The sequence below is a fragment of the Planctomycetota bacterium genome (assembly GCA_035384565.1).
In the GTDB taxonomy this organism is placed as follows: domain Bacteria; phylum Planctomycetota; class PUPC01; order DSUN01; family DSUN01; genus DAOOIT01.
On record DAOOIT010000026.1, the window covers coordinates 1 to 20,978 of the forward strand.

13 protein-coding genes are annotated in these 20,978 nt (G+C 70.5%); 6 read left to right on the top strand and 7 right to left on the bottom strand.

The window, feature by feature from the left end:
- Positions 1 to 264: 264 nt before the first annotated feature.
- The 5 genes from PLE19_11260 to PLE19_11280 form a co-directional block, all read right to left on the bottom strand.
- A complete protein-coding gene (locus PLE19_11260) occupies positions 265 to 1,827 on the bottom strand; it encodes an ATPase, T2SS/T4P/T4SS family (GenBank protein HPD15523.1) in 1,563 nt (520 codons plus the stop codon).
- Between the two features lie 527 nt (positions 1,828 to 2,354).
- Positions 2,355 to 3,038: a response regulator transcription factor gene (locus tag PLE19_11265; protein HPD15524.1), complete on the bottom strand. Its 684-nt coding sequence runs from the start codon at positions 3,036 to 3,038 to the stop codon at positions 2,355 to 2,357.
- Positions 3,025 to 4,440, bottom strand: coding sequence for a PAS domain S-box protein (locus tag PLE19_11270; protein HPD15525.1), 1,416 nt, complete (start codon positions 4,438 to 4,440; stop codon positions 3,025 to 3,027). The genes PLE19_11265 and PLE19_11270 overlap by 14 nt, the downstream gene beginning before the upstream one ends.
- Before the next feature lie 353 nt (positions 4,441 to 4,793).
- Positions 4,794 to 7,538, bottom strand: a complete 2,745-nt coding sequence (locus PLE19_11275) for a glycoside hydrolase family 38 C-terminal domain-containing protein (GenBank protein HPD15526.1) — start codon at positions 7,536 to 7,538, stop codon at positions 4,794 to 4,796.
- 58 nt (positions 7,539 to 7,596) lie between these two features.
- A complete protein-coding gene (locus PLE19_11280; GenBank protein ID HPD15527.1) occupies positions 7,597 to 8,892 on the bottom strand; it encodes a hypothetical protein in 1,296 nt (431 codons plus the stop codon).
- A gap of 1,262 nt (positions 8,893 to 10,154) precedes the next feature.
- Between PLE19_11280 and PLE19_11285 the strand changes: the two genes are divergently transcribed.
- Together PLE19_11285 and PLE19_11290 are read left to right on the top strand one after the other, a co-directional pair.
- Complete coding sequence (locus PLE19_11285) at positions 10,155 to 10,868, top strand: ABC transporter ATP-binding protein (GenBank protein HPD15528.1); 714 nt, start codon at positions 10,155 to 10,157, stop codon at positions 10,866 to 10,868.
- On the top strand, positions 10,865 to 12,160 hold the full coding sequence (locus PLE19_11290; GenBank protein ID HPD15529.1) for an ABC transporter permease: 1,296 nt from the start codon (positions 10,865 to 10,867) through the stop codon (positions 12,158 to 12,160). Before PLE19_11285 ends, PLE19_11290 begins: the two co-directional genes overlap by 4 nt.
- A 9-nt stretch (positions 12,161 to 12,169) precedes the next feature.
- Here PLE19_11290 and PLE19_11295 read toward each other — a convergent pair whose 3' ends face one another.
- Positions 12,170 to 14,500 carry a kelch repeat-containing protein gene (locus PLE19_11295; GenBank protein HPD15530.1) on the bottom strand — a complete coding sequence of 777 codons (2,331 nt, stop codon included), beginning with the start codon at positions 14,498 to 14,500 and terminating at the stop codon, positions 12,170 to 12,172.
- Between the two features lie 3 nt (positions 14,501 to 14,503).
- Positions 14,504 to 16,285 carry a right-handed parallel beta-helix repeat-containing protein gene (locus PLE19_11300; protein ID HPD15531.1) on the bottom strand — a complete coding sequence of 594 codons (1,782 nt, stop codon included), beginning with the start codon at positions 16,283 to 16,285 and terminating at the stop codon, positions 14,504 to 14,506.
- A 179-nt stretch (positions 16,286 to 16,464) separates the two neighbouring features.
- Between PLE19_11300 and PLE19_11305 the strand changes: the two genes are divergently transcribed.
- The 4 genes from PLE19_11305 to PLE19_11320 all read left to right on the top strand — a co-directional run bounded on the left by PLE19_11305 (position 16,465) and on the right by PLE19_11320 (position 20,921).
- On the top strand, positions 16,465 to 16,941 hold the full coding sequence (locus PLE19_11305) for a (2Fe-2S)-binding protein (GenBank protein ID HPD15532.1): 477 nt from the start codon (positions 16,465 to 16,467) through the stop codon (positions 16,939 to 16,941).
- 62 nt (positions 16,942 to 17,003) lie between these two features.
- Positions 17,004 to 19,118 (top strand): molybdopterin-dependent oxidoreductase, encoded by a 2,115-nt coding sequence (locus PLE19_11310; GenBank protein ID HPD15533.1) that lies wholly within the window; start codon positions 17,004 to 17,006, stop codon positions 19,116 to 19,118.
- 86 nt (positions 19,119 to 19,204) lie between these two features.
- Entirely contained in the window at positions 19,205 to 20,266 is a 1,062-nt protein-coding gene (locus tag PLE19_11315; protein ID HPD15534.1) for an XdhC family protein, read from the top strand.
- A 7-nt stretch (positions 20,267 to 20,273) separates the two neighbouring features.
- Positions 20,274 to 20,921, top strand: coding sequence for a nucleotidyltransferase family protein (locus PLE19_11320; protein HPD15535.1), 648 nt, complete (start codon positions 20,274 to 20,276; stop codon positions 20,919 to 20,921).
- The last annotated feature ends 57 nt before the right edge of the window (positions 20,922 to 20,978 follow it).

A 20,978-nucleotide genomic window follows, 5' to 3' on the forward strand; every position in this document is an offset into this window, starting at 1 on the left:
CGCCAAAGCGCCATACTTGCTCATCTCTCGGGGGCGGCAGAGGTGAGCGCGTATGACGGCGTGTGTCTGGTCTCCAAGACAGCGGGGGGATGAATGGGGGCGCAGGGCTCGGGGGGCATGCTTGCTCCCGGTGGGGCGTGAGAGGCCTGGACGCGGACGATGGGGCCGGAGAATGCCCCCTCGCGCCGTGTCTGCCCTTGGGGCGCGCGACGCGAGGGGGATATCGCAGTGGGCGGGACCTCGCCACTGCGTGACGGTCAGCCGTCAGCAGCGCACGGCGTTCAACGCCTCATCGGCAGACGTGATGCCGTTGATGACCTTCAGGCCAGCATCGGACCGAAGCGGGACCATGCCCTCCTTGCATGCGGCCTGGGCGATCAGGTCGGGTGTCGGACTCTCGAGGATGAGGCGGCGAATCTCGTCGCTCACCACCAGGAGTTCGAACAGCGGCACGTGGCCGACGTAGCCCTGGCCGTTGCAGGCGGCGCAGCCTCCGGGACGGGCGCGATAGGCCACCGCGTCGAGAAAGCCCGGGAGGCTGGGGAGTTTGAGGCGCGTGATCGCCTCGACAGGGATTTGGCAGGGCTCGCGGCAGGATGGACACAGCGCGCGCACGAGGCGCTGGGCCAGCACGCCGACCAGCGACGACGAGAGCAGCAGCGGGGCGAGACCCAGGCGAAGGAGGGCGGGCACGGCCCCAGCCGCATCGCGCGCGTGGGCGCTGCTCAGGAGCAGATGGCCGGTGAGCGCCGCCTGCGCCGCGAGCTCCGCCGTTTCGCGATCCCGCAGTTGGCGAACCATGATCACGTCGGGCCCTTGCGCCAGAAGGGCGCGCAGGCAGGCCGCCGCCGTGGGCGAGGGTTGCGCCGCAGACGCGTGGCCGTTGGGCGCCACATGGACCTGTGTGACCCCAGGGAGCCGCATGCGGACCGTGTCCTCGACCGTCACGACATCGCGTTCGGGGGTGTTGAGGTGCTGAACTACTGCGTAGAGCGTGGTGGTCCTGCCGGAGGCCCGCGGTCCGGCGATGATGAAGAGGCCGGAGCGGGCTGCCAGAAGCCCCTCGAGCTGGCGCAGGGTCTTGTCGGGCAGGCCGATGCCGCGGAGCTCAGGCGGCTGGGGGATGAGCCTCTTGAGGCGGAGAAGGACCCGCTCGCCATGCAGCCCGGGGATGGTCGAGACGTGCAACTCGTAGTGATCGGAGCCGTGGACCACGGAGCCGCGCCCGTCGTGCGGCACTTGCGGGTCGCCGGAGGCGATGCCGGCCAGCGCCTTGAGGTGCGCCGCGACCTGGGGGGCGCTCTCGGCGGGCAGCTCGCCCGCATCTGTCAGGAGGCCATTCACGCGATGCCGCACACGAATTCGGGTGGCCTCGGGCTGGAGCAGCACCTCCGGGGCGCCGCTCTGGAGGGCCTCTCGAATCACCGTCTCCACCAGGTGCGCAGGCTGCGGCCGCGGCGGCTTCTCGGGCTTGGCGGCCTGCGGCGGGGGCATTGGTTGGGCCGCCTCCTGCGGCGGCTTGGCGGACAGGAAGCGTTCGAGGGCCTGAACCACGAGCCTTTCGTCGGCGATCGAGTAGACCACCCGCATCTGGGTGAGAAAGTGAATCTCCTCGATCGCCTCGAGATCCAGCGGATTGGCCCCGGCGATGTGCAGGTCGCCGGCGCGTCGGACGAGCGGAATGGCCTTGTGCCTCGGAAAGAAGCCGTCGGGCAGGCGGTTGGCGACCTCGCGGATGAGGGCGCCATCGAGGGTGCAGGTCGCGAGGTCGGTGAACTCCAGCCCCCATTGCCTGGCGATCTCGCGCTGTCTGTCAGTGGACTCCACGGCTTCCTCTCCCTTCTGCCCGGAGGCTCACGGCAGTGTCGGCAGCGAGGCAGGTCCCTCCAGAATGCGCGGTCCCGCAGACGCCGTGTCTGATCAATCGGTTGCCCGGCAGCAGGCAGGTTCACGAGGCGTCGAAGGCGTGAGCGTGTGACGCCTGAGGCGGGAGGGAAAAGAGCGGGCTGGGCTCATCGCCCAGCCCGGCCACCCGAGTCGGGAGACACCCAGTGGTGCGCCCGCTCGCCCTCCGCTTTGGTTTGGTGCCCCCGTCACCCACACGCTACCGTGCCCTCTATCACTGACCACACACGGTACTGAGCCGGCATGCGGAGCGCAATCAGAGAACTGGATGAGTTTGCCATAGCACATACGATTGATTTTCGCCTGCGATAGGAATGCTAACCGACCCCCAGCCGAGAAGTGCCTGCGGGGTCTGCTCCCGGCCTGAGACTTGGCTGCCCCGTGAGCTGCTTCAATATAAGAGATTGACATGTAAGGATTTGCGTCCACAATCGGAATGCTGCTGGCGTTCATTCCTGTGTGCGCATCCATTCGACGGCGTAGTGGCGCAGGGCCGCCGCGTCGTCAAGGTGCAGCTTCCTGCGGATATGCGCGCGGTAAGTCTCTATGGTTCTTGGGCTTAGGTGAAGCTTCTCGGCGATCTCGCGTGGTCCCAGACCTTGGCCGATGGCGGTGAAGACCTGCAACTCGCGATCGCTCAGCTCGCTCACCGCGGGGGTCACGGCGTCGGGGTGGCCTCCTACCAGACCTCGGCCGATCACGCGGTCCGCGAGGTCCTGGCTCACGTAGACATGCCCCTCCAGCGCCTTGCGGATGGCGTGGAGGATCTCGGGGCGCGGCTTCCCCTTGGTGAGGAAGCCGAGCGCGCCCGCGTGGAGCGCCCGCTCTGCATAGACGGCCTCGTCGCGAAGGGACAGGACGAGGACGCGGACGTCGGGGAAGCGGGCCCGGATGTCCTTGATGAGTTCGATGCCGTCCATGTCGGGCAGCGAGAGGTCCAGGAGAACGAGGTCTGGGTTGAGCGTGCCGAGGAGTTGGATGGCCTCGCGTCCGGTGCCTGCTTCGCCGCACACAAGGATGTCGGGCTCGTCGGCCAGCAGCGCGCGCACGCCGCCTCGCACCACGGGGTGGTCGTCCACCAGGAGGATTCGTGCCGTGGCGGTGAGGGCGGGGGAGCTGTCAGGCATGCTCATGGGATGCGTCTCCTGTGCTTCGTGGGTGGGTGAGGGGGAACTGGCAGCTTACCAGGGTGCCGCCCCCCGGCGCTCGGGCGATCCTGAGCGTTCCGCCCAGCATGCGGGCTCGGTATGTCATGATGCGGAGCCCCAGGCCCGAACGCTGGTGCCAGTCGTCCGGGATTCCGCTCCCGTTGTCCTCGACCGACAGCAGGCCGCGTGTCCCGCGGGAAAATAGGCGAATCATCACCTCCGTAGCTCTGCCATGCCGGATGGCATTGGTCACGGCCTCCTGCACGATACGGTAGAGATGGGTGGCGGCCAGGTCGTCGCCGACGGTCATCTCTGGGTCGCACTGGGAGCGACAGGCGATGCCGTGGAGCATGTGCACGGTGGCGGCAAAGGAGTCGATGGCCCTCGCCAAGTCGCCGGGGCCTCCCAGAGAGGGGCAGAGCCCCCGGGAAAGGGTGCGCACCTCGGCCACTGCCTTCTCGAGGAGCGACACCGCGTTGGCCACGGCGTCGGCCTCGGGGTGGCCTGCCGAGGCGAGCCGGTTCCCCAGGGCGGCCATCGCGTAGAGGATGCCCGTGAGGTGCTGGCCGAGCGAGTCGTGGAGGTCGCGGCCGAGGCGGCGGCGTTCTTCTTCGGCAATCTCGACGACCTCGGCCTCGAGGCGCTTGCGCTCCGACAGGTCGAGCAGCACGCCCATGATGCCCGCGGTGTTATTCTCGGCGTCGCGTATGGGGGCGACCGAGAGGCTCACGTCGAGGGGGGGGCCATCCCGCCGGTCGGCGCGCACCTCGGCCCCGACGATGGTCTGGCCCCGGAGTGGGGCGTAGAGCAGGTGGGCGAACTCCTGATCGTCCTCTGGCACGATTGGCGCGCGCTTCCCGGTCACCTCGCTCTCGGTCCAGCCGAAGAGCCGTTCTGCGGCGGGGCTCCATAGGGACACGCGTGCCTCCGAATCGAGTGCGACGATGGCGGCTGGCGATGCGTGGATGAGGGCCTGGAGGCGCTCGGCCGTCGCGCGCAGCGCCTCGTCGGCCCGTCCGCGGGCCACGGCATAGCGCAGCGAGCGCTCGAGGACGTCGGCCCCGACCTGCCCCTTGACGAGGTAGTCGTGCGCGCCCCGGCGCACCGCCGTGAGGCCCGCGTCGGCGTCGTCGAGGCCCGTGAGCACCACTACCGGGGTCCCGGGCGCCGCGCGCTGAAGGGCCGAGAAGGTGGACAGGCCGGCGCTGTCCGGCAGTTCGAGGTCGAGCAGCACGACGTCGGCCCCATCGCGCTTCAGGTGTTCTTGGGCCGCCGCCAGGGTGGGCACGCTGTGGGGGATGAAGACGGTGCGCTCCGCCGCCTCGAGCATGTGTTGGACGATCCGTGCATCACCGGGGTTGTCTTCGACGAGAAGGACGCGGATCATGGCGGTCAGGCTCGCAGACAAGAGCAACAGGCCAGGCGCTCCGGGGCTGACGCGGGCTTGTGCCCCCGCCGACCCCACGGGCCATGTGGGCGGTTCTGGAAACGAAGGTGCCCGATGAGCGCGCTCGCGCTCCGCGCGCCTTGGGGCGCCTTGCCGCGGCGAGAGACGCAGATTGGTATGAGGAATCCGTGCCCCCGGATTTCCAACGCTTCCCCCTCGCCAGTTCGCCGGCCGTGAAGGCCGGACAGAAGCGTCACCCCTCGACTATACTATATCCCCATAAGCCTTTTCTGTCAAGCCAATCGCAAACGGCCGGGTGAGAACGGCCTCAAGATGATGCGGGCGATGCGCCGTCACCGGAACTCGATGCGAAGAGTCTGCACCTGGCGAGGCCCCGCCGACAGGCTCACCGCGCGGCCGCGGACGCGCAGGCCGGGACCAGGAGCTACGCTCTCGTCCATGCGCGCCAGAGATGCCCTGCGGACCGGGCGCCAGAGGGTGAGCGTCTCACGCTGCGGCCGGCTGGCGGGGTTCCACAGGCGCAGGACCAGAGCGTTCCCCTCCTCCGCGCGCTTGACGGCGGAGACCACGAGACTCCCCCTGGCCTGCTCGACGTAGGACTGAACCGGGCGGCCTGCTCCTGCCATCGGAGGAAAGCCGGACGCCTGAGGGCCTGTCTGACGGGTGAGCAGGCCGCCTGCGAGGCATGCGAGCTGGGACATGGCCTCCGCGCGGGGCAACTCGCCGGCGAAGGGCATCAGGGCGTAGCGATAGCGCAGCGTGCCGAGCTCGAGGCCGTCGGTCTCGCCGGGCGTCCCCACTGTTCGGCGATAGGACCGCAGGAGGGTGACGAGCATCGTGCGGCGGGCGTCGTCGGCCACGCCCCCCTCGTGGAGGCCCCCCGCGGAGAGGAAGGCGAGGCCGCGCCGGCCGGCGCCCACCGCCTGGAGGCCCAGGAACGGCTTCTCGGCCAGCTCGACCTCCTGCCAGGCCGCCGTTTCAGGGTCCACCGCGATGCGCCGCTCCACCAGGTCGAAGGGGTGGTGGGCGAGGTAGGACTTGGCCTCGGCAGCATCCGTGGGCAGGAGGAGGCGCAGGCGATGGTCCCAGGCGGCGTTTTCGACGTGGGTCTCGACCTCGACGGTGCGCGCCCCGCGGCGCAGGGTGATGAGGCTGGCGATGTCGAGGGCGACTCGCTCGGGCACGCGCCGCTCGGCCGCGCGGTCGAAGCGGGCGGGCACGCTCATCGTCACGGCCACGCGGAAGGTCACGACCTCTGGCCCGTCGTGCACGACGCTCACCTGGGCGGGGCAGGCGGTGGAGAGGCACACCTCGTCGGTCTCGCTGTGCGCGTGGAACCAGCCGTCGCCGATCTCGCTGCGGTCTTCGAACGTCAGGAGGTCGGTGTAGGTCTCGCGTGTAGCCTTGTCGGTGAGGGTCAGGGTGCCGTGGGGGGCGACGGCGATGGCCAGGTGCTCGTTCTCGGCGGCGGTCGGCCCCGTGCGGAGCGAGCCGATGCGGCGGACGGGTGTGGGCGATGGCCTGACGAGGAGCGAGGTGAAGCCCAGGCCGGGCAGTTCGAGCTCGGCCGCGACGGTGTAGCGGCTGAACTCGCCCTGGCCGCACGTGGCCGGGAGGGCGTAGCGCGTGCGCTCGAGGGTCCGGGGGTCAATCGCCAGCCGCTGGTAGGGCACCTCGCGGCCCGCGGCGTCGTGCAGGGTGAACGCCTTGATGTGCTGCCAGCCGGGGAAGCCCTCGGTGAAGGTGGCGGGCCAGTCGAGCGGCAGGTCCACGTTGAAGAGGACGACCTCGCGGCGGCGCAGGGGGACGGGGTTGGCGATCGTCACGGTGAACTCGCGCGGCTCCCTCGCCAGATCGGCGAAGCCCCGGGTGAGCGCGCCGAACGCCTTGTTGCGGAGCTGCTCGCCCAGGATGCGCGCCTGGTCGAAGCGGTTCATCATGTCGCGGTGCACCTGGTCAATGGAGCAGCCGCAGATGCTGTCGTGGGCGTGGTTGGTGAGCACGTGCTCCCAGGCGATGCGCAGGAATCGCTCGGGGATGGCGGCCCCCCCGAGGTTGGCGATGGCCAGCAGCGGCTCCACCCAGCGCTCGAGGAGCGTCTGGCAGGCGTCGTTGGCCTGCTTGATCTGCACGCGGCTCGACACGCAGTTGGGGATGAGCCACAGGTAGCCGTTGCGGGTCTTGGAGGGCTCGCGCAGTTCGCCCGTGCGGACGGGGACGTTGGTGGCCTTGGCCTCGGCCTCGGCGAAGAAGGCGGGAAGGGTGGAGTGGTTGGCCCGGACGCTCGGGCACGCCTCGTGCAGCACGCGCAGGTAGCGGGCCGCGTCGGTGGCCGGGCGCATGTGGTCCAGCGCATCAATCAGGCACAGCACGCGGCCGTTGGTGCGGCCGATCTCGTGGCTCACGTACCGCGAGAAGCTCTCGCGGGCCTTGGCCTCGACCTCTTCGGCCTTGGCGTCGGGCGCGGCATTTTCGATCACCTGGCGCGAGCCTACGAAGGCGCCGTAGCCCATGTGGTCCTGGAGCTTGAAGGTGAAGACCCGCGAGCCGTCGGGCGCCTGCCAGGTGAAGAAGGCGGGCGTCGTGTGCTCGTTGGTGCCGCGCCCCAGCACGCAATGGCGCAGGCCGAAGCCCCGGTAGATCTGCGGCATCTGCGAGGGGTGGCCGAACATGTCGCACGTGTAGGCCACGGGCATCGGCTCGACGCCCCACTCGCGGGCGATGCGGCGCCCGAGCAGGAGGTTGCGGACCAGCGCCTCGTCGCCCGGGCAGAAGAGGTCGGGCATCGTGAACCACGGGCCGACCAGGATGCGCCCTTGCTGCATCAGGGCCTTCAGCCGCCCCTCGTTCTCAGGCCGAACCTCCACGTAGTCACGCAGCACGCACGTCTGGCCGTCGAGGTGGAAGTACTTGAACTCATTGCTCCGCTCCATCAGGTCGAGCAACTCGTCCACGATCTCGGCCAGCAGGAGACGGTACTCCTGGAAGGGGCGGTACCACTCGCGGTCCCAGTGGGTGCCGGAGATGTAATGGGCGGAGAAGGTCTGGGGCGGCCTGGCGGTCTTCTTCGAGGGCATTGGGGGCGCTCCTGTTCGGTGAAGGAAGCCCAGTGTCCGGGGGCTCACCCCCCGGCGTTCAATGGGCAGGTAAGGGGAGCTTGCGCAGGTCGTCGCGCACGTCCATCACAGAGAGGAAGACGGCCATGCGCTGGTTGTGGCGCAGGATGCCGATGGTGTCCATGTCGGCTTCCGAGACGGCCCAGCGGCCGACCATGTAGAGGGCTCCCTTGCCGTCGGTGAGGAGGTCGCCGGCCCACATGGGCTTGCGGCCTGCCTCATCGGTGATCTCGCCGTGGTCGAAGTGTTCGGTGGGTTTCTCGACGGCGGCGCTCATGAGGCGCAACGGGGCCTCGGGCTTCTCACGGAGGGTCCAGTAGAAGCGTCCGCCGCCGAGGGCGAAGCACTCGATGCGCTGGAGGGGGTCCACCTCGCACAGCGGGGTGAAGGTCTTGGGGCCTCGGGGCGCCTCGCGGGAGTCGAAGACCCACATCTTGCCGGCCATGACGATGAGCGCGCGGTCGGCGTCGAGGGGCCGGGCGGCCTTCCAGGGGTCCTTGGTGCCCGAGGCCACGGCGGCTTCGGGGAGGGCGTCGGGGAAGGTCTCGACCTTGCCCGACGCGGCCCGGCCGACGCACAGCGTGCGCTCGTAGCGGGTGGTGAGCCAGCAGTCGCCGCGGGCGTCCACGAAGCAGCAGAAGGAGGGCGGGCCGTGGTCCTTGCGGTTGTTCCAGGGGGCCACGAGGCCGGCGTCGTGCTTCTCGCCCGAGGCGAGGTCCACGCGGTAGAGCCGCGAGCCTTCGCCCTCGTAGAAGGGGGTGACGTAGAACCAGAGGCTCTTGCGCGGGGCGTCGAGGCCGAGGCAGCAGTAGTTGGTGAAGTTGGGGTGGATGACGCCGAAGTCGCGGAACTTGCCCGTGGCGAGCTGGTAGCCGACCAGGTGGCCGCCGGTGTAGGCCTTGCGGCCCTCCTCGGTGTAGTTGGCGAGATGCGTGCCGAAGTAGAGCCAGCCGTCGTGCTCGACGATGGGGCTGTGGATCTTGCCCTGGGGCGGGGTCTTGGCCGGGTTCTCGCCGCAGACGGTGGTGATGTTCTCCACCAGCAGCTTCAGGGTGCCTGTGGCCGGCTCGTAGCGGAAGAAGGCGGCGCCGAGGTCGGGGTTGTGCGAGCCGCCGCCGACGTAGAGATTGCCGTCCGAGGCCACGATCATGCCCTGCCACTGGCCGTCGAGCAGGCGGATGTAGCGGTTGAGGGCGTGGTTCGTCAGGCGCACGCGGCGGGGTGGGGCGGGGGACTGGGCCGGCGCCTCGCCCGCTGCGGCAAGCGCGGCCACGGTCATGGCCGCCAGGGTGGCAGCCTGCACTCTGGGTCTCATGGGCGTTTCTCCTGCTGTGGTGGCGCCTGGTGTGCACGGCATTGTAGCCAATAGGCCGTGGCCGTCAACGGGTTCTTTGCGGTCACCCCGAGAGGCGGAGGGTGCGGGAGCGGTCCCGTCCACGCGGCGGGCGTGGCCGCTAGCCCGCATTTCTCACCCGCCCCGCAGGCACCGCGCAAGAAACCCTGTCATTCCGAGCGGAGCGGAGCGAAGTCGAGGAACCTTTCAAGGGGGCAGACTGACATCACAGGGCACACTCCGTTGTCGGCGGCCGCTCCTCCGAAAGGTGCTTCGACAGGCTCAGCATGACAAGAAGGGGGCGTTCCGCACTCGCAGGCCGGCGGGCTGGTGAGAGATGCTGGCTAGAGGGCGGGTGCGGGTTATGGAGCCTCCGTGCCGCAGTGGAACTCGGCATAAATCTTGTTGAGGCAATGGCTTGTGCATGGTGGGCTGGAAGCGTGAAAAAAAAGTGAGAAATTTCCGAATTCGGGCCCTTATTTGCGCAGGGGCATTGCCATTGTACTGGTGAAAAGGACCAGACTGGCGACTCGATGCCCCTGAAGGAGCAGCAATCGCCGTAACTATATAGTTTGCAGGAACTTTCGGAGGGGGGGCGGCCCCAGACGGCGGACGGGGCCGCTGCCCTTCGTACGGGTGTGGCTCGGTGGCGGCCCAGTAGGCCCCAAACCCCATGACCCACCGGCCGCCCGAGGAGGAGAAGGGAAGAGACGACCGCTCGTGTCGTCGTCCTGCGGGGCGCTTCGCCGAACGCCCTGCCCTTGGGTCGAGCGACGCCCGGAGGCGGCCGGCCAAAGCCTAGCCAACGCGAGTAGCGTCGGGCCGCCGCACGCGCTCTTTGACAATTCGGTTCCGCGGCCTCCCGCAGGTTCGCAGCCTGCGGGAGGACTGCCCCGGCAAGCGGCGAGGCGCCCTGTTACCCTCCCGAAGGTGTTGGAACCTTCGGGAGGGGCAGGGCCTCGGCGGCTCGGGTGCGGGCCGGAATCGTAGGCAGGGTGATTGTCTCTGGAGCCTGAAGGGCTCGCATGGGATAGCCCAGGGCAACGCCCTGGGTTCAGCGGGATCCACGAGTCCAGCCCTGAAGGGGCGAGATAGAAGCTCTCGATTCCGTCCTGTCAGGGCTGCCCCGGGGCGGTCTTGCTCTCCTCCTTCGGAGCTCCCGCAGCCACCTACAATTCCGGCCCACACCCTCGGCGGCTCGGCCGCGTTGCGCAGAGGCGTGCAACGGCGTACAATCGGGCGTGATGGATACCGCGCCCCTGCACGAGCCGTTCATCGCCACGCGCGGGCTCACGCGCGAGTACCGCATGGGGCCGGCCGTGGTCCGGGCACTGGCCGATGTGAGCCTGAACGTGCAGCGGGGCGAGTTCCTCGCCGTCCTGGGCGTCAGCGGCTCCGGCAAGTCCACCCTGCTCCACCTGCTGGGCGGGCTCGACTCGCCCACGGCGGGCAGCGTGCTGGTGAACGGCCGCGACCTGGCCACCTTCACGTCGTATGAGCGCACGGTCTACCGCCGCACGGTGGTCGGCTTCGTCTTCCAGTCCTACTATCTCGTGCCGAGCCTGACGGCGGAGGAGAATGTGGCCCTGGCGCTGACGTTCCAGGGCAGGTTCGGGCGCGAGGGCCGGCGGCTGGCGGACGAGGCGATCCGGCGCGTGGGCCTGGTGCACCGCGCCGGCCACCGCCCCAGCCAGCTCAGCGGCGGCGAGCAGCAACGGGTCGCGCTCGCCCGCGCCATCGTGCACACCCCGCCGCTGCTGCTGGCCGACGAGCCGACGGGCAACCTCGACAGTGCGACGGCGCGGGAGGTGGTGTCGCTCATCCAGCAGATTCACCGCGACCTGGGCACGACCGTGGTGATGGTGACCCACGACCACGAGATGGCCGGGCGCCTGGCCGACCGCGTGGTGCGGCTGCGCGACGGGCGCCTCGCTGAGGAAGGAGCCGCCGGCGCATGAGAACCTGGCGGATCATCCTCCTGGCGATCGGCAGCCTGCGCCGCACGCCGCTGCGCGTGGGCCTCACGGCGCTGGGCGTGGCCATCGGCAGCAGCGCGCTCGTCTCGATGGTCGCCTTCGCCCTCGGCGTCCAGCGGCAGGCGGAGACGCCCTTCCGCGCCCTGGGCCTCGTCAACGTCATCCGCGTGTCGCCCAAGAGGGACAAGGATGCCGGCCGCGGGCCGGCGCTCGACGATGCGGCCCTCCAGCGCATCGAGGCCCTGCCCGGCGTGGAGGCGGCCTATCCCGACTTCCGCGTGCGCGGGCTGAAGATCGCCCTCGGCGACAAGACGACGACCGCGGTGGCCATCGGCCTGCCGCGCGACGTGCCGCTGCCCGGCACAGCGGGCGACCTGCTGGTTGCGGGCGAGTACTTCACCCCGGGCACGAGGCCCGAAATCATCCTGGGCACGCAGGTCGCCCGCGACCTGGGGCTGGACACGCCGCAGGGCGCCATCGGCGCGACCCTGCGGCTCGAGACCTCGGGCCTTGCGCCCGCCGAGGCTGCCAAGACCTTCACCTTCGAGCGCAAGGACCTCGCGGTCACCGTCGTCGGCGTCTACGATCTGCCCAACCTCATGGCGGGCAAGATGAGCGGCGCCGTGCTGCTGCCGGTGGACCTGATGCGCCAGATCCCCGGCGTCGAGTCGGGCTCGTTGCTCGACCGCCTGAAGCTTGGGGCGGATCCCACGCAGCCCGGCTATCCGGAGGTCACGGTGCGCGTCCGCCGCCACACGGATGTGGCCCCCGTGGACAAGGCGATCCAGGCGATGGGCTTCCGCACCCGCACGCTGCTGAGCCGGCTGGAGGATATGCGGACGTTCTTCCTGTTCATGGATGTGTTGCTGGCGGCGGTGGGCGCGGTGGCCCTGCTCGTGGCCGGGCTGGGCATCATCAACACACTGCTCATCTCGGTGCTGGAGCGTTACCAGGAGATCGGCATCTGCAAGGCCATCGGCGCGTCGGATGGGGACGTGTTCGTGCTCTTCCTCACGGAGGCGGGGGCGATTGGCCTGATCGGCGGGCTCTGCGGGCTGGCGCTCGGGCGGGCCGTGTGCTGGGGCCTCGAGGCGGCCATCAACTCCTACGCGCGCGCGGAGGGCATCACGGCGTACCTCGAGGTGTTCGCCTTCCCGCTGTGGCTGGTGACGGCTACGGTGTTGTTCTCGGCGGGGATCAGCGTGCTGGCCGGCGTGTACCCCGCGGTGCGCGCGGCGCGCACCGACCCCATTCGCGCCCTGCGGCGCGAGTGAGGGAGTGCTTCACTCCAGCGGCGCTGCGTCGAGCGTGGCGGCGTCCACACGCACGGTCTGGAGCGCGCCCTGCCTGCTCAGATTGCACAGGGTGGCCCAGACCACGTCGCGCGCGGCGTCGTAGGCCAGCCCCAGGTCCACGCTGGAGCCGGCCTTGCCGGCGTTGATGAAGTCGGCGCCTGCCATCGGAGCGGCAAGCCAGCGGTTGCCCGCGCAGTCGTAGAAAGGCACCACCAGCTTGCCCTCCCGCTCCAGCAGGTAGCCGAGCATCACGAGGTCGCCTTTGGGCAGGTAGACGGCTTCGCGCGCGAAGCGTTTGGCCGCGATGGCTGCGCGGCCCGCGGGGTCGAGCTTGCTTACGGCGCCCGTGGCGAGGTCGCAGGCCCACACCTGGCCGACGGCCTCGTTGCCTTTCTCGGGCGTGGCGGTGAAGAGCAGGCGGCTGCGCCGGCTGTCGAAGGCGAGCGTCGAGCCGTCGCACACGGTCATGGGCAGGGCCTCGCCCGAGGTCTTCAACTCCTCCCAGCTCTTGCCGGCCTTGAGGCGCCAGAGGCCGGTCACGGACTGGCGTTGCCGCGTCGGCGCCCAGCACACCACGCCCTGCGGCGTGGCGCACAGGTAGTTCGTATACTTGCTGGGGTGGAACGGCAGGTCGCCGAACTTCTCGGCGAAGGGCCAGGTGCGCGTGGCGGGGTCGTAGAAGAGGGTCATGTGGCCCTTGATGTAGACGAGCCGCCGAATTGTGGGGTCGTACTCATAGGCCTGGTAGTTGTGGTTGCCCCAGGGCGCGCCGTTGAAGGCCCAGAGCCCCGGGCCGCTGAGGTCGTAGTTGTACTCGAGGGCGAACTGCGGGCGGCAGGCGATGGTCCAGCGGCCGGCCGCGATGTCGTAGTGGGCCACGTCGTTGCCGAAGTAGCTGCTGTGCCCGCCGCCCATGTGCAGGAGTTGGCCGCGGTCGGGGTCGAGCGTCACCGTGCTCCAGCCGCCGCCCTGGCGATTCTCGGGCCAGCGGGGGCAGGCGAGCGGGGTCCAGGTGTTCGGCTTCAGGCCCCTCAGCACGGCCTCGGTGGCCGCGGGGTCGGGCGGGGGCAGGCCCTTCGTGTACCACTCGGGGTCAAAGGAGCCGGTGCGGTGCTCGACGGTCCCTGGCCTGACGCCGTGTTTGGCTGTGCCCTCGGCGTCGGTGGTCGAGGCGTCGAGCTGGCAGAGCCACTCGCTGTGGGCGCTGCCCTTCTCGGTGCCCGCGCCTACCCAGAGCACGAGGTCGCCGTCGCTTGCGGCGGCCACGGCGGCGCTGTCGGCGCCGCTGTGCTCGCGGGAGTCGGCCGGGCCGCCCTTGTCGTAGCGGCGGATCAGCCTCCACTCGTTCGCGGCAACGTCGTACGTCCACATCTCGAAGGGGAGGGGCTTGTAGAGCGTGGCGCAGTAGGATGTGGACGACGTGTAGGTCTTCCCGCCGAGGAGGACGAGCTTGCCGCTCTTGGGGAGGCGCAGGAGCGCGTGGCCGAAGCGGGGCGAGGGGCTGAGGGGCGGCGTGCGCTCCTCCCACGCTCGCGTGGCGCAGTCGTAGACCCACGTGTCGGCGTAGAGCGTGTCGAGCCCGTCGCCGCCGAAGAGGACGATCTTCCGTGTCGCCGGGTCGAAGACCATCGGGGCGAGCGCCCGCGGGGGCGGCTCGGCCTTTGCCTCGACCTTGCGCCATTCGTTCTTCTGGGGCGAATAGACCCAGGTGCCCGGCGAGCCGTTCTCGGTGAGCACGCCGCAGCCGCCGAAGAGCAGAAGCTCCTTGTTCACGGGGTCGGCGCACAGGGCCGACCAGCTCAGGCCCTCGCGATGGTGCTGGGTGAGGGGCATGGGGCCGGGCGGCGCCTGCATGTCCCTCCACGCGCGCTCCCTGGGGTCGTAGCAGAGCACGCGCCCGCAGATGAGGGCATAGACTTTGCCGTCCCACGGCGCGTGGGCGTAATGATACCACATGCACAGGTGTCGGCGGTTCGGGCGCACGAGGCCCTCGGCGTCAGCCATGGCGAAGTAGGGGGACTTGAACTCGACGTCCCTGACGTTGCCCGTCTCGCCGCCGCGGGCCTCGGCGCCTTTCGGCAGCTCGTTGCGCCACGTGCGGGCGGCGGGGTCGAAGCTCATCACGTCGTAGGGGCGCTCGCCCTTGAAGTGGTGGCTCACGGCGCCGCAGAAGAGCACGAATCGCTTGAGTTCAACCGACCACACGAGGCCGGGCGAGAAGCCCGGCCCGACGGCGTTCTCGGAGACCTTGGTCCAATCGTTCGCGGCGAACGCCACGCCATGGAGCAGGAGCCATGAGAGCAGTGTCGAGGTGCGCATCGCTCACTTCCTCGGCCCGAAGTGGGGCATGGGCTCGCCGGCCTCGAGCGCGCCGAGGTCGGGGGCCTTGCCCCGGAAGCCGTCGTTGAAGTTGGGCAGGACCACGCCCTTGTCCACGGCCGGGCCGTCGGGCTTGAGGCGGTAGTCGAGTTCCTCGCCCTTGAACGTGGCGTTGGGGTCGGCGGGCGGCACGAGGCCCGAGGCGAAGACGGCCTTGGGGTCGAGCACGATGGCGCCGTGCTGGCGGTAGAGGATGCCCGCGGCCTTGGCCTCGTCGGGCGTCTTGTAGGTCTTGCCGTTCCACTGGGCGAAGGGGCCGGTGAAGCCGCCGAAGCCGTCGTTGTCGAAGTCGCAGTGGAGCATCCGCCCCGTGGTCGGCAGCGCCGCGCCGCCCGTGCCGAGGAAGAGGTTGTTGCGGGTCCAGACGTCGGTGACGGTTTCGCCGCCGGGCTGGATGATGAAGCACGGGCCGTTGCGCAGGCACGTGTTGTGGAAGAGGAGGACGCCGCAGGTGTCGTTGTGGAGCTTGAAGGGGGAGTAGGTGGCGTTGTAGATGAAGTTGCGGAAGAAGTAGAGCGGCCCGCCCTGGGCGGGCTGGGCGGTGATGCCGTGGGCGACGTTGACGATGCGGTTGCGGAAGACGCGGACGTTGGTCTCGCCGTAGTCGGCCTCGAAGCCGTCGTCGGTGCAGATCGTCACGTCGTTATTGTGGAGGTCGCAGGCCGACCAGTTGCCGTGGCCGGTGCCGTGGACGGCGTCGCCGAGGTTCTGCATGCGGTTGTAGGCGACCACGTGGCCGGCTCCGCTCATGTAGGTGGCGCAGGGCGCCTCGATGCCCTTGGTGCGCGGCCAGGTGGTGGGGCCGATGAACACGTTGTCGGTGATGAAGTGGCCGCGCGAGACGTTGTAGCCGCCGTTGTGGGCGGTGAAGCCCTTCTCCATCTTCTGGAACTTGCAGCGGCGGATCACCCAGTTCGAGCCTTCGTGGGCGACAATGGCGTACTGGCGGCCCTGGATGGTGAGGCCCTCGAGCCAGATGTGCTTGATTCTGCCGGCGGAGATGAGGCGCCCTTGAGTCGTGTCGTCGCCGCCGCCGTCCACGATGGCCTCGCCGTCGCCCGCGCCGCGGAAGATGATCGGCTTGCCCGGCTCGCCGCTCTTCTTCAGTTCCAGCGCCCCCTTGATGAGGTAGCGGCCCTTGTGGAGGAGGAAGAGATCGCCCGGCGCCATCGCGGCGACGGCGGCGGGCAAGCCCTTGAGGGCGTCGGCGGGGCCGCCGGCCGCGTCCTCGGGCACCACGTGGCGCACGCGCATCCCCTTCGGCTCCTTCGGCTCGCCGAGGGTCGCCATCCTGAGCACCTTCTCCGTGTCGCCGCCGTCGGGGTCCTGGAGCGACAGCTTCACCTCGTAGTCGGTCTCGGGCGCGAGGTCCACGAGGCTCCCCGCGAAAATCCAGCCGCCCGGCAGGCGGTCGGCGGGGATGCCGTTGAACGACCACTGGTTCCGCTGCTCGCGCGTCGGCGTGCGGAGCGTGCGGAAGAGGGGGAAGCCCTGCGTCCACGCTGCCGCGCCCACTTTGCGGAACTGGACGGCGACGGCCGCATTCGCGTTGTCGTCGCCCTTGACCGGCCAGCGCACGGCCAGGCAGTGCAGGGTCGAGGGCTCGGGCTGCACGTCGCCGGGGATGGCGGCGTTCTCCCCCGCTCGGGCCGCCGACACGAAGGCCGACGCAAGCGCGAAGGCCGCCAGAAGCCGCCGCAAGTGTGCCGTTGGGACCTCGGGCACGGGTGACCTCCTTCTCAGGTTCGGAAGGGACTGTTCCGCCGCACGGCAAGTTATCGCGCCGCGCGGCGGTTGTCAAGGCACGCCGCGTGGGCGGAGCGCTGCATCGGCCAGACGGGCCGGCCGGGAGCTGGCCGCAGACCGCACTTGACAACCGCCCTCGGGACAAGCAAGATGAAGGCATGGCTATCGAGAAGACGCTTTCGCTGACGGTGAACGGGCAGCCCAGGACGGTGACGACCGACCCCGGGCGCCCCCTGCTGGAGGTGCTGCGCGAGGACCTCGGCCTGACGGGCACGAAGTACGCCTGCGGCGAAGGGCGCTGCGGCGCCTGCACCGTGCTGCTCGGCGGCAAGGCCGTGCGCTCGTGCATCACCCCCGTGGCCGACGCCGAGGGCAAGGCGGTCGTGACCATCGAGGGGCTGGCCGCGGGCGACAAGCTGCACCCTGTTCAGGAAGCCTTCCTCGCCGAGGGCGCGGTCCAGTGCGGCTACTGCGCGCCGGGCATGATCCTGGGCGTGGTGGGCCTGCTGAACGAGAAGCCGAACCCGACCGATGCCGAGGTCCTCTCGCGGATGGAGGGCCACATCTGCCGCTGCTGCGGCTACCCGAAGCTCCTCAGGGCCATCCGCCGGGCCGTGCAGGCCGGAGGCCGATGAGGCCGGAAGAGTCTCACGCAGAGCACCCAGAGAAGAGAGGCAGCAGAGAAGAGAGGCCAGGGATGAAAGGGGCAGTCGGCAGTCGGCAATCGGGAACGGAGCGCGCGCTCAGCCGCCGCGAATTCGTGCGCGTGCTGGGCGCGGGCCTGCTCGTCTCCGTGGGCGCGGGGCCGGCCCTGGCCGGCGAGCGCCGCCCGCGCGGCGGCGGCCGAGGCGGCACGATCGCCGCGCGGGTGCACATCGGCCAGGACGGCGCGATCACGGTGCTCACGGGCAAGATCGAAATGGGGCAGGGCGCCCGCGCCGAGCTCACCCAGGCCGCCGCCGAGGAACTGCGAGTCCCCGCCAGCCGCATCACGATGGTGATGGGCGACACGGCCCTGGTGCCCGACGACGGCCTCACGGCCGGCAGCCGCACCACGCCCTCCACCGTGCCCGCCGTGCGCCAGGGGGCCGCGGCCGCGCGCGAGGCCCTCGTGCAGCTCGCCTGCCAGCGCTGGGGCGTGGAGCCTGGAGCCGTCGAGGCGCGCGACGGCGCCATCACCCACGCCGCCACGAAGCGCACCCTCACCTACGCCGAGCTGGCCGCCAGCGACGAACTGCCCAAGGCATTCGACCAGGCCGTGCCGGGCGGCATCACCCTGACCGCCGTGAAGGAATGGAAGGTGCTCGGCACCTCGCTGCCGCGCCCGAACGTCCGCGACCTGGTGACCGGCGCCCACAAGTTCCCGTCCGACCTCGTGCGTCCCGGGATGCTCTATGGCAAGGTGCTGCGGCCGCCCTCGTACGGCGCACGGCTGGGGGCGGTGGACCTCGCGCCCGCGAAGGCGATGAAGGACGTGGTGGCGGTGCGGGAGGGCGACTTCGTGGGCGTGGCCGCGCCGACCAGCCTGCTCGCCCGCCGGGCCCTGGCCGCCATCGCCGAGACCGCCACGTGGCAGCCGGCGCCGCATCCGTCGAGCCAGGAGGTGTTCGACTACCTGCGGCAGCGCGCCGGGGGCGGCGTGCCGGCGAACCCCTTCGCCGACGAGGTGGCCAAGGCGGCCAAGGCGCTGCGCGCAACCTACCGCGTCCCCTACGTGCAGCACGCGCCGATGGAGACCCGCGTCGCCCTCGCCGAATGGGCCGACGGCAAGCTCACGGTGTGGACGGGCACCCAGAACCCCTTCGGCTACCACCGCGAGCTGGCGGGCGCATTCGGCCTGGGGAACGACCAGGTGCGGGTGATCGTGCCCGACTTCGGCTGCGGCTTCGGGGGCAAGCACACGGGCGAGGCCGCCATCGAGGCGGCCCGGCTGGCCCGAGCGGCCGGCAAGCCCGTGAAGCTGCACTGGACGCGCGAGGAGGAGTTCACCTGGGCCTACTTCCGCCCGGCCGCGGTGATTGACATCGAGGCCAGCCTCGACGCCAAAGGCGCCCTCACGTCGTGGCACTTCATCAACATCAACTCGGGCGGGGCCGCCGTGGACACGCCGTATCGCGCGGGCAAGGCCAACTGCCGCTTCGTGCGGTCCGACACGCCGCTGCGCCAGGGCTCGTACCGCACGCTCGCCGCCACGGCCAACAACTTCGCCCGCGAGTGCTTCATGGACGAGCTGGCCGCGGCCGCAGGGGCCGACCCGCTCGACTTCCGCCTCGCGCATCTCGACAACCCGCGCCTGCGCGCCGTGCTCGAGGAGGCGGCGAAGCGCTTCCGCTGGCGCGAGCGGGTGAAGGAGAAGCGGCCCGACGCAGGCATCGGCCTCGCCTGCGGCACCGAGAAGGGCTCGGTGGTGGCCGCCTGCGCCGAGATCGCCCTCGACCGAGCGAAAGGCACCATCGCCGTGCGGCAGGTGACCGAGGTGTTCGAGTGCGGCGCCATCCTCAACCCCGACAACCTGCTCTCGCAGGTGCAGGGCTGCATCGTGATGGGCCTCGGCCCCGCGCTCCGCGAGGAGATGCGCTTCGAGAAGGGCGAGATGCTCAACCCGCGCTTCCGCCAGTACCTTGTGCCGCGGTTCAGCGACGTGCCCGAGTTGGACATCCATCTCCTCGACCGCCCCGACCTCCCGAGCGCGGGCGGCGGCGAGACGCCCATCATCGCCATCGCCCCCGCCATCGGCAACGCCGTGTTCCACGCCACGGGCCAACGCATCCGCGCGATGCCCATTCGGTTGGCCGAGTCCGGCGGTTCGTAGTGCGGGCTTCAGCCCGTTGCGCTCCTCGGCGCCCCCCGTTCGGATAGCGTGCAGCCTGAAGGCCGCACTGCCAGCGCGAGCGAACCATGAACGTGAGCCACCCCGCGGGGGATATCCATCAGGCGATTGTGGAACTCGCGGATCGCGGCCAGCGCTTCGCCGTGGCCGTGGTGCTCGAGGCGGAGGGCTCCTCGCCCGTCGGCGTGGGCGCCAAGGCGGCGATTGCGGCGGGCGGCGTCCTTCGCGGCACGGTGGGCGGCGGGGCCGTCGAGGCCGAGGCACAGCGACGCGCCGCCGAGGCGATCGCCACAGGCCGGCCCCTGATGTTCCGCTTCACGCTCTTCGGGCGCGCCGTGGGCGACGCCAGCCCGATCTGCGGCGGGCGGATGCGCCTCCTGGTGGACCCGACGGCCGCCCGGCATCGAGACGCCTACGCCGCGGCAGCCGCCGCGCGCCGCTGCCGCCAGCGCGGCGCGCTTGTCACGCACCTTCGCGGCGCCGAGCCGTGTGAAGTCGCCGTCGAGTTCCTGCGCGCGGACGCGGTCCCGCCCGAGCAGGATCTCCCGGGCGCCGAGGCGGTTCGCACCGTGCTGGAGGCGGAGCAGCCCGCGCTGTTTGCCGAGGAAGGGCGCGAGGCGCTGGTCGAGCCGCTCATTCCCCGGCCGGTGCTCGTCATCGTGGGCGGCGGCCACGTGGGCCAGGCGGTCGCCGCCCAGGCGGACCTGGTAGGGTTCGAGGTCGTGGTGATGGATGACCGGCCCGAGTTCACGCGGCCCGAGCTGTTCCCCGCCGGCGCCGCGACGTGCTGCGGGCCTGTGGCCGAGCGGCTGGCCGACTTCCCGTTCGCCGGCGACACCTACGTCGTCATCGTCACGCGCGGCCACCAGCACGATGCCGAGGCCCTCGCCGCGTGCCTGCGTCGGCCCGCCGCCTACGTGGGCATGATCGGCAGCCGACGGAAGGTGGCGCTGATGCGCGATGACTTCATCCAGTCGGGGCGGGCGACGCCCGAGGAGTTTGCGCGCGTCTACGCGCCGATCGGACTGGACATCGGCGCGGCGACGGTGCCCGAGATCGCCGCGAGCATCGTGGCCCAGTTGATCGCTGTGCGGCGCACGGGCCGCGCGCCCCGGATGCCGCTCCACTGAGGTCCACATGGTCTGCGCCGTCATCCTTGCCGCCGGACGCTCGCGCCGCATGGGCGCTCAGAAGCTGCTGCTGCCGGTGGGCGGGCAGCCGATGATCGCACGCGTGGCCGACGCCGTCCTTGCCGGCCCCGTGGGGGAGGTGCTCGTGGTGGTGGGCGCCGACGCGGAGCGCATCGCCGCCGCGCTCGCGGGCCGCCGCGTTCGCTTCGTGGCGAACCCGGACCCAGGGGGCGAGATGCTCGGCTCGGTGCGTTGCGGCCTGCGGGCATTGCCGCGCGAGGCCGCCGCGGCGCTGATCGTGCTCGGGGACCAGCCAGGCGTCACGCCCGAGACCGTGGCCGCGGTGGTCCAGGGGTTTCGCGAATCGGGGCGCGGCATCGTGGTGCCGACGCATGCCGGGCGCCGCGGCCACCCGCTGCTCGTCGCAATGCGCTACCGCGACGAGATTCTGAGCCGCTACGATGGGACGGGCTTGCGCGCACTCCTCCGCGCGCATCCCGGCGATGTTCTCGAGGTGGACGCCGCGACGCCCGGCGCCGTCGAGGACGTGGACACGCCGGCGGCCTACGCCCGCCTGGCGGCGCGCCAGCAAACTGTCATTCCGAGCGGAGCGGAGCGAAGTCGAGGAACCTCTCAGGGGAGTGAGCCTGCGTAAGGCAGCGCACACTGTTGTCGCGGTCTGCTCCTCTGAAAGGTGCTTCGACAAGCTCAG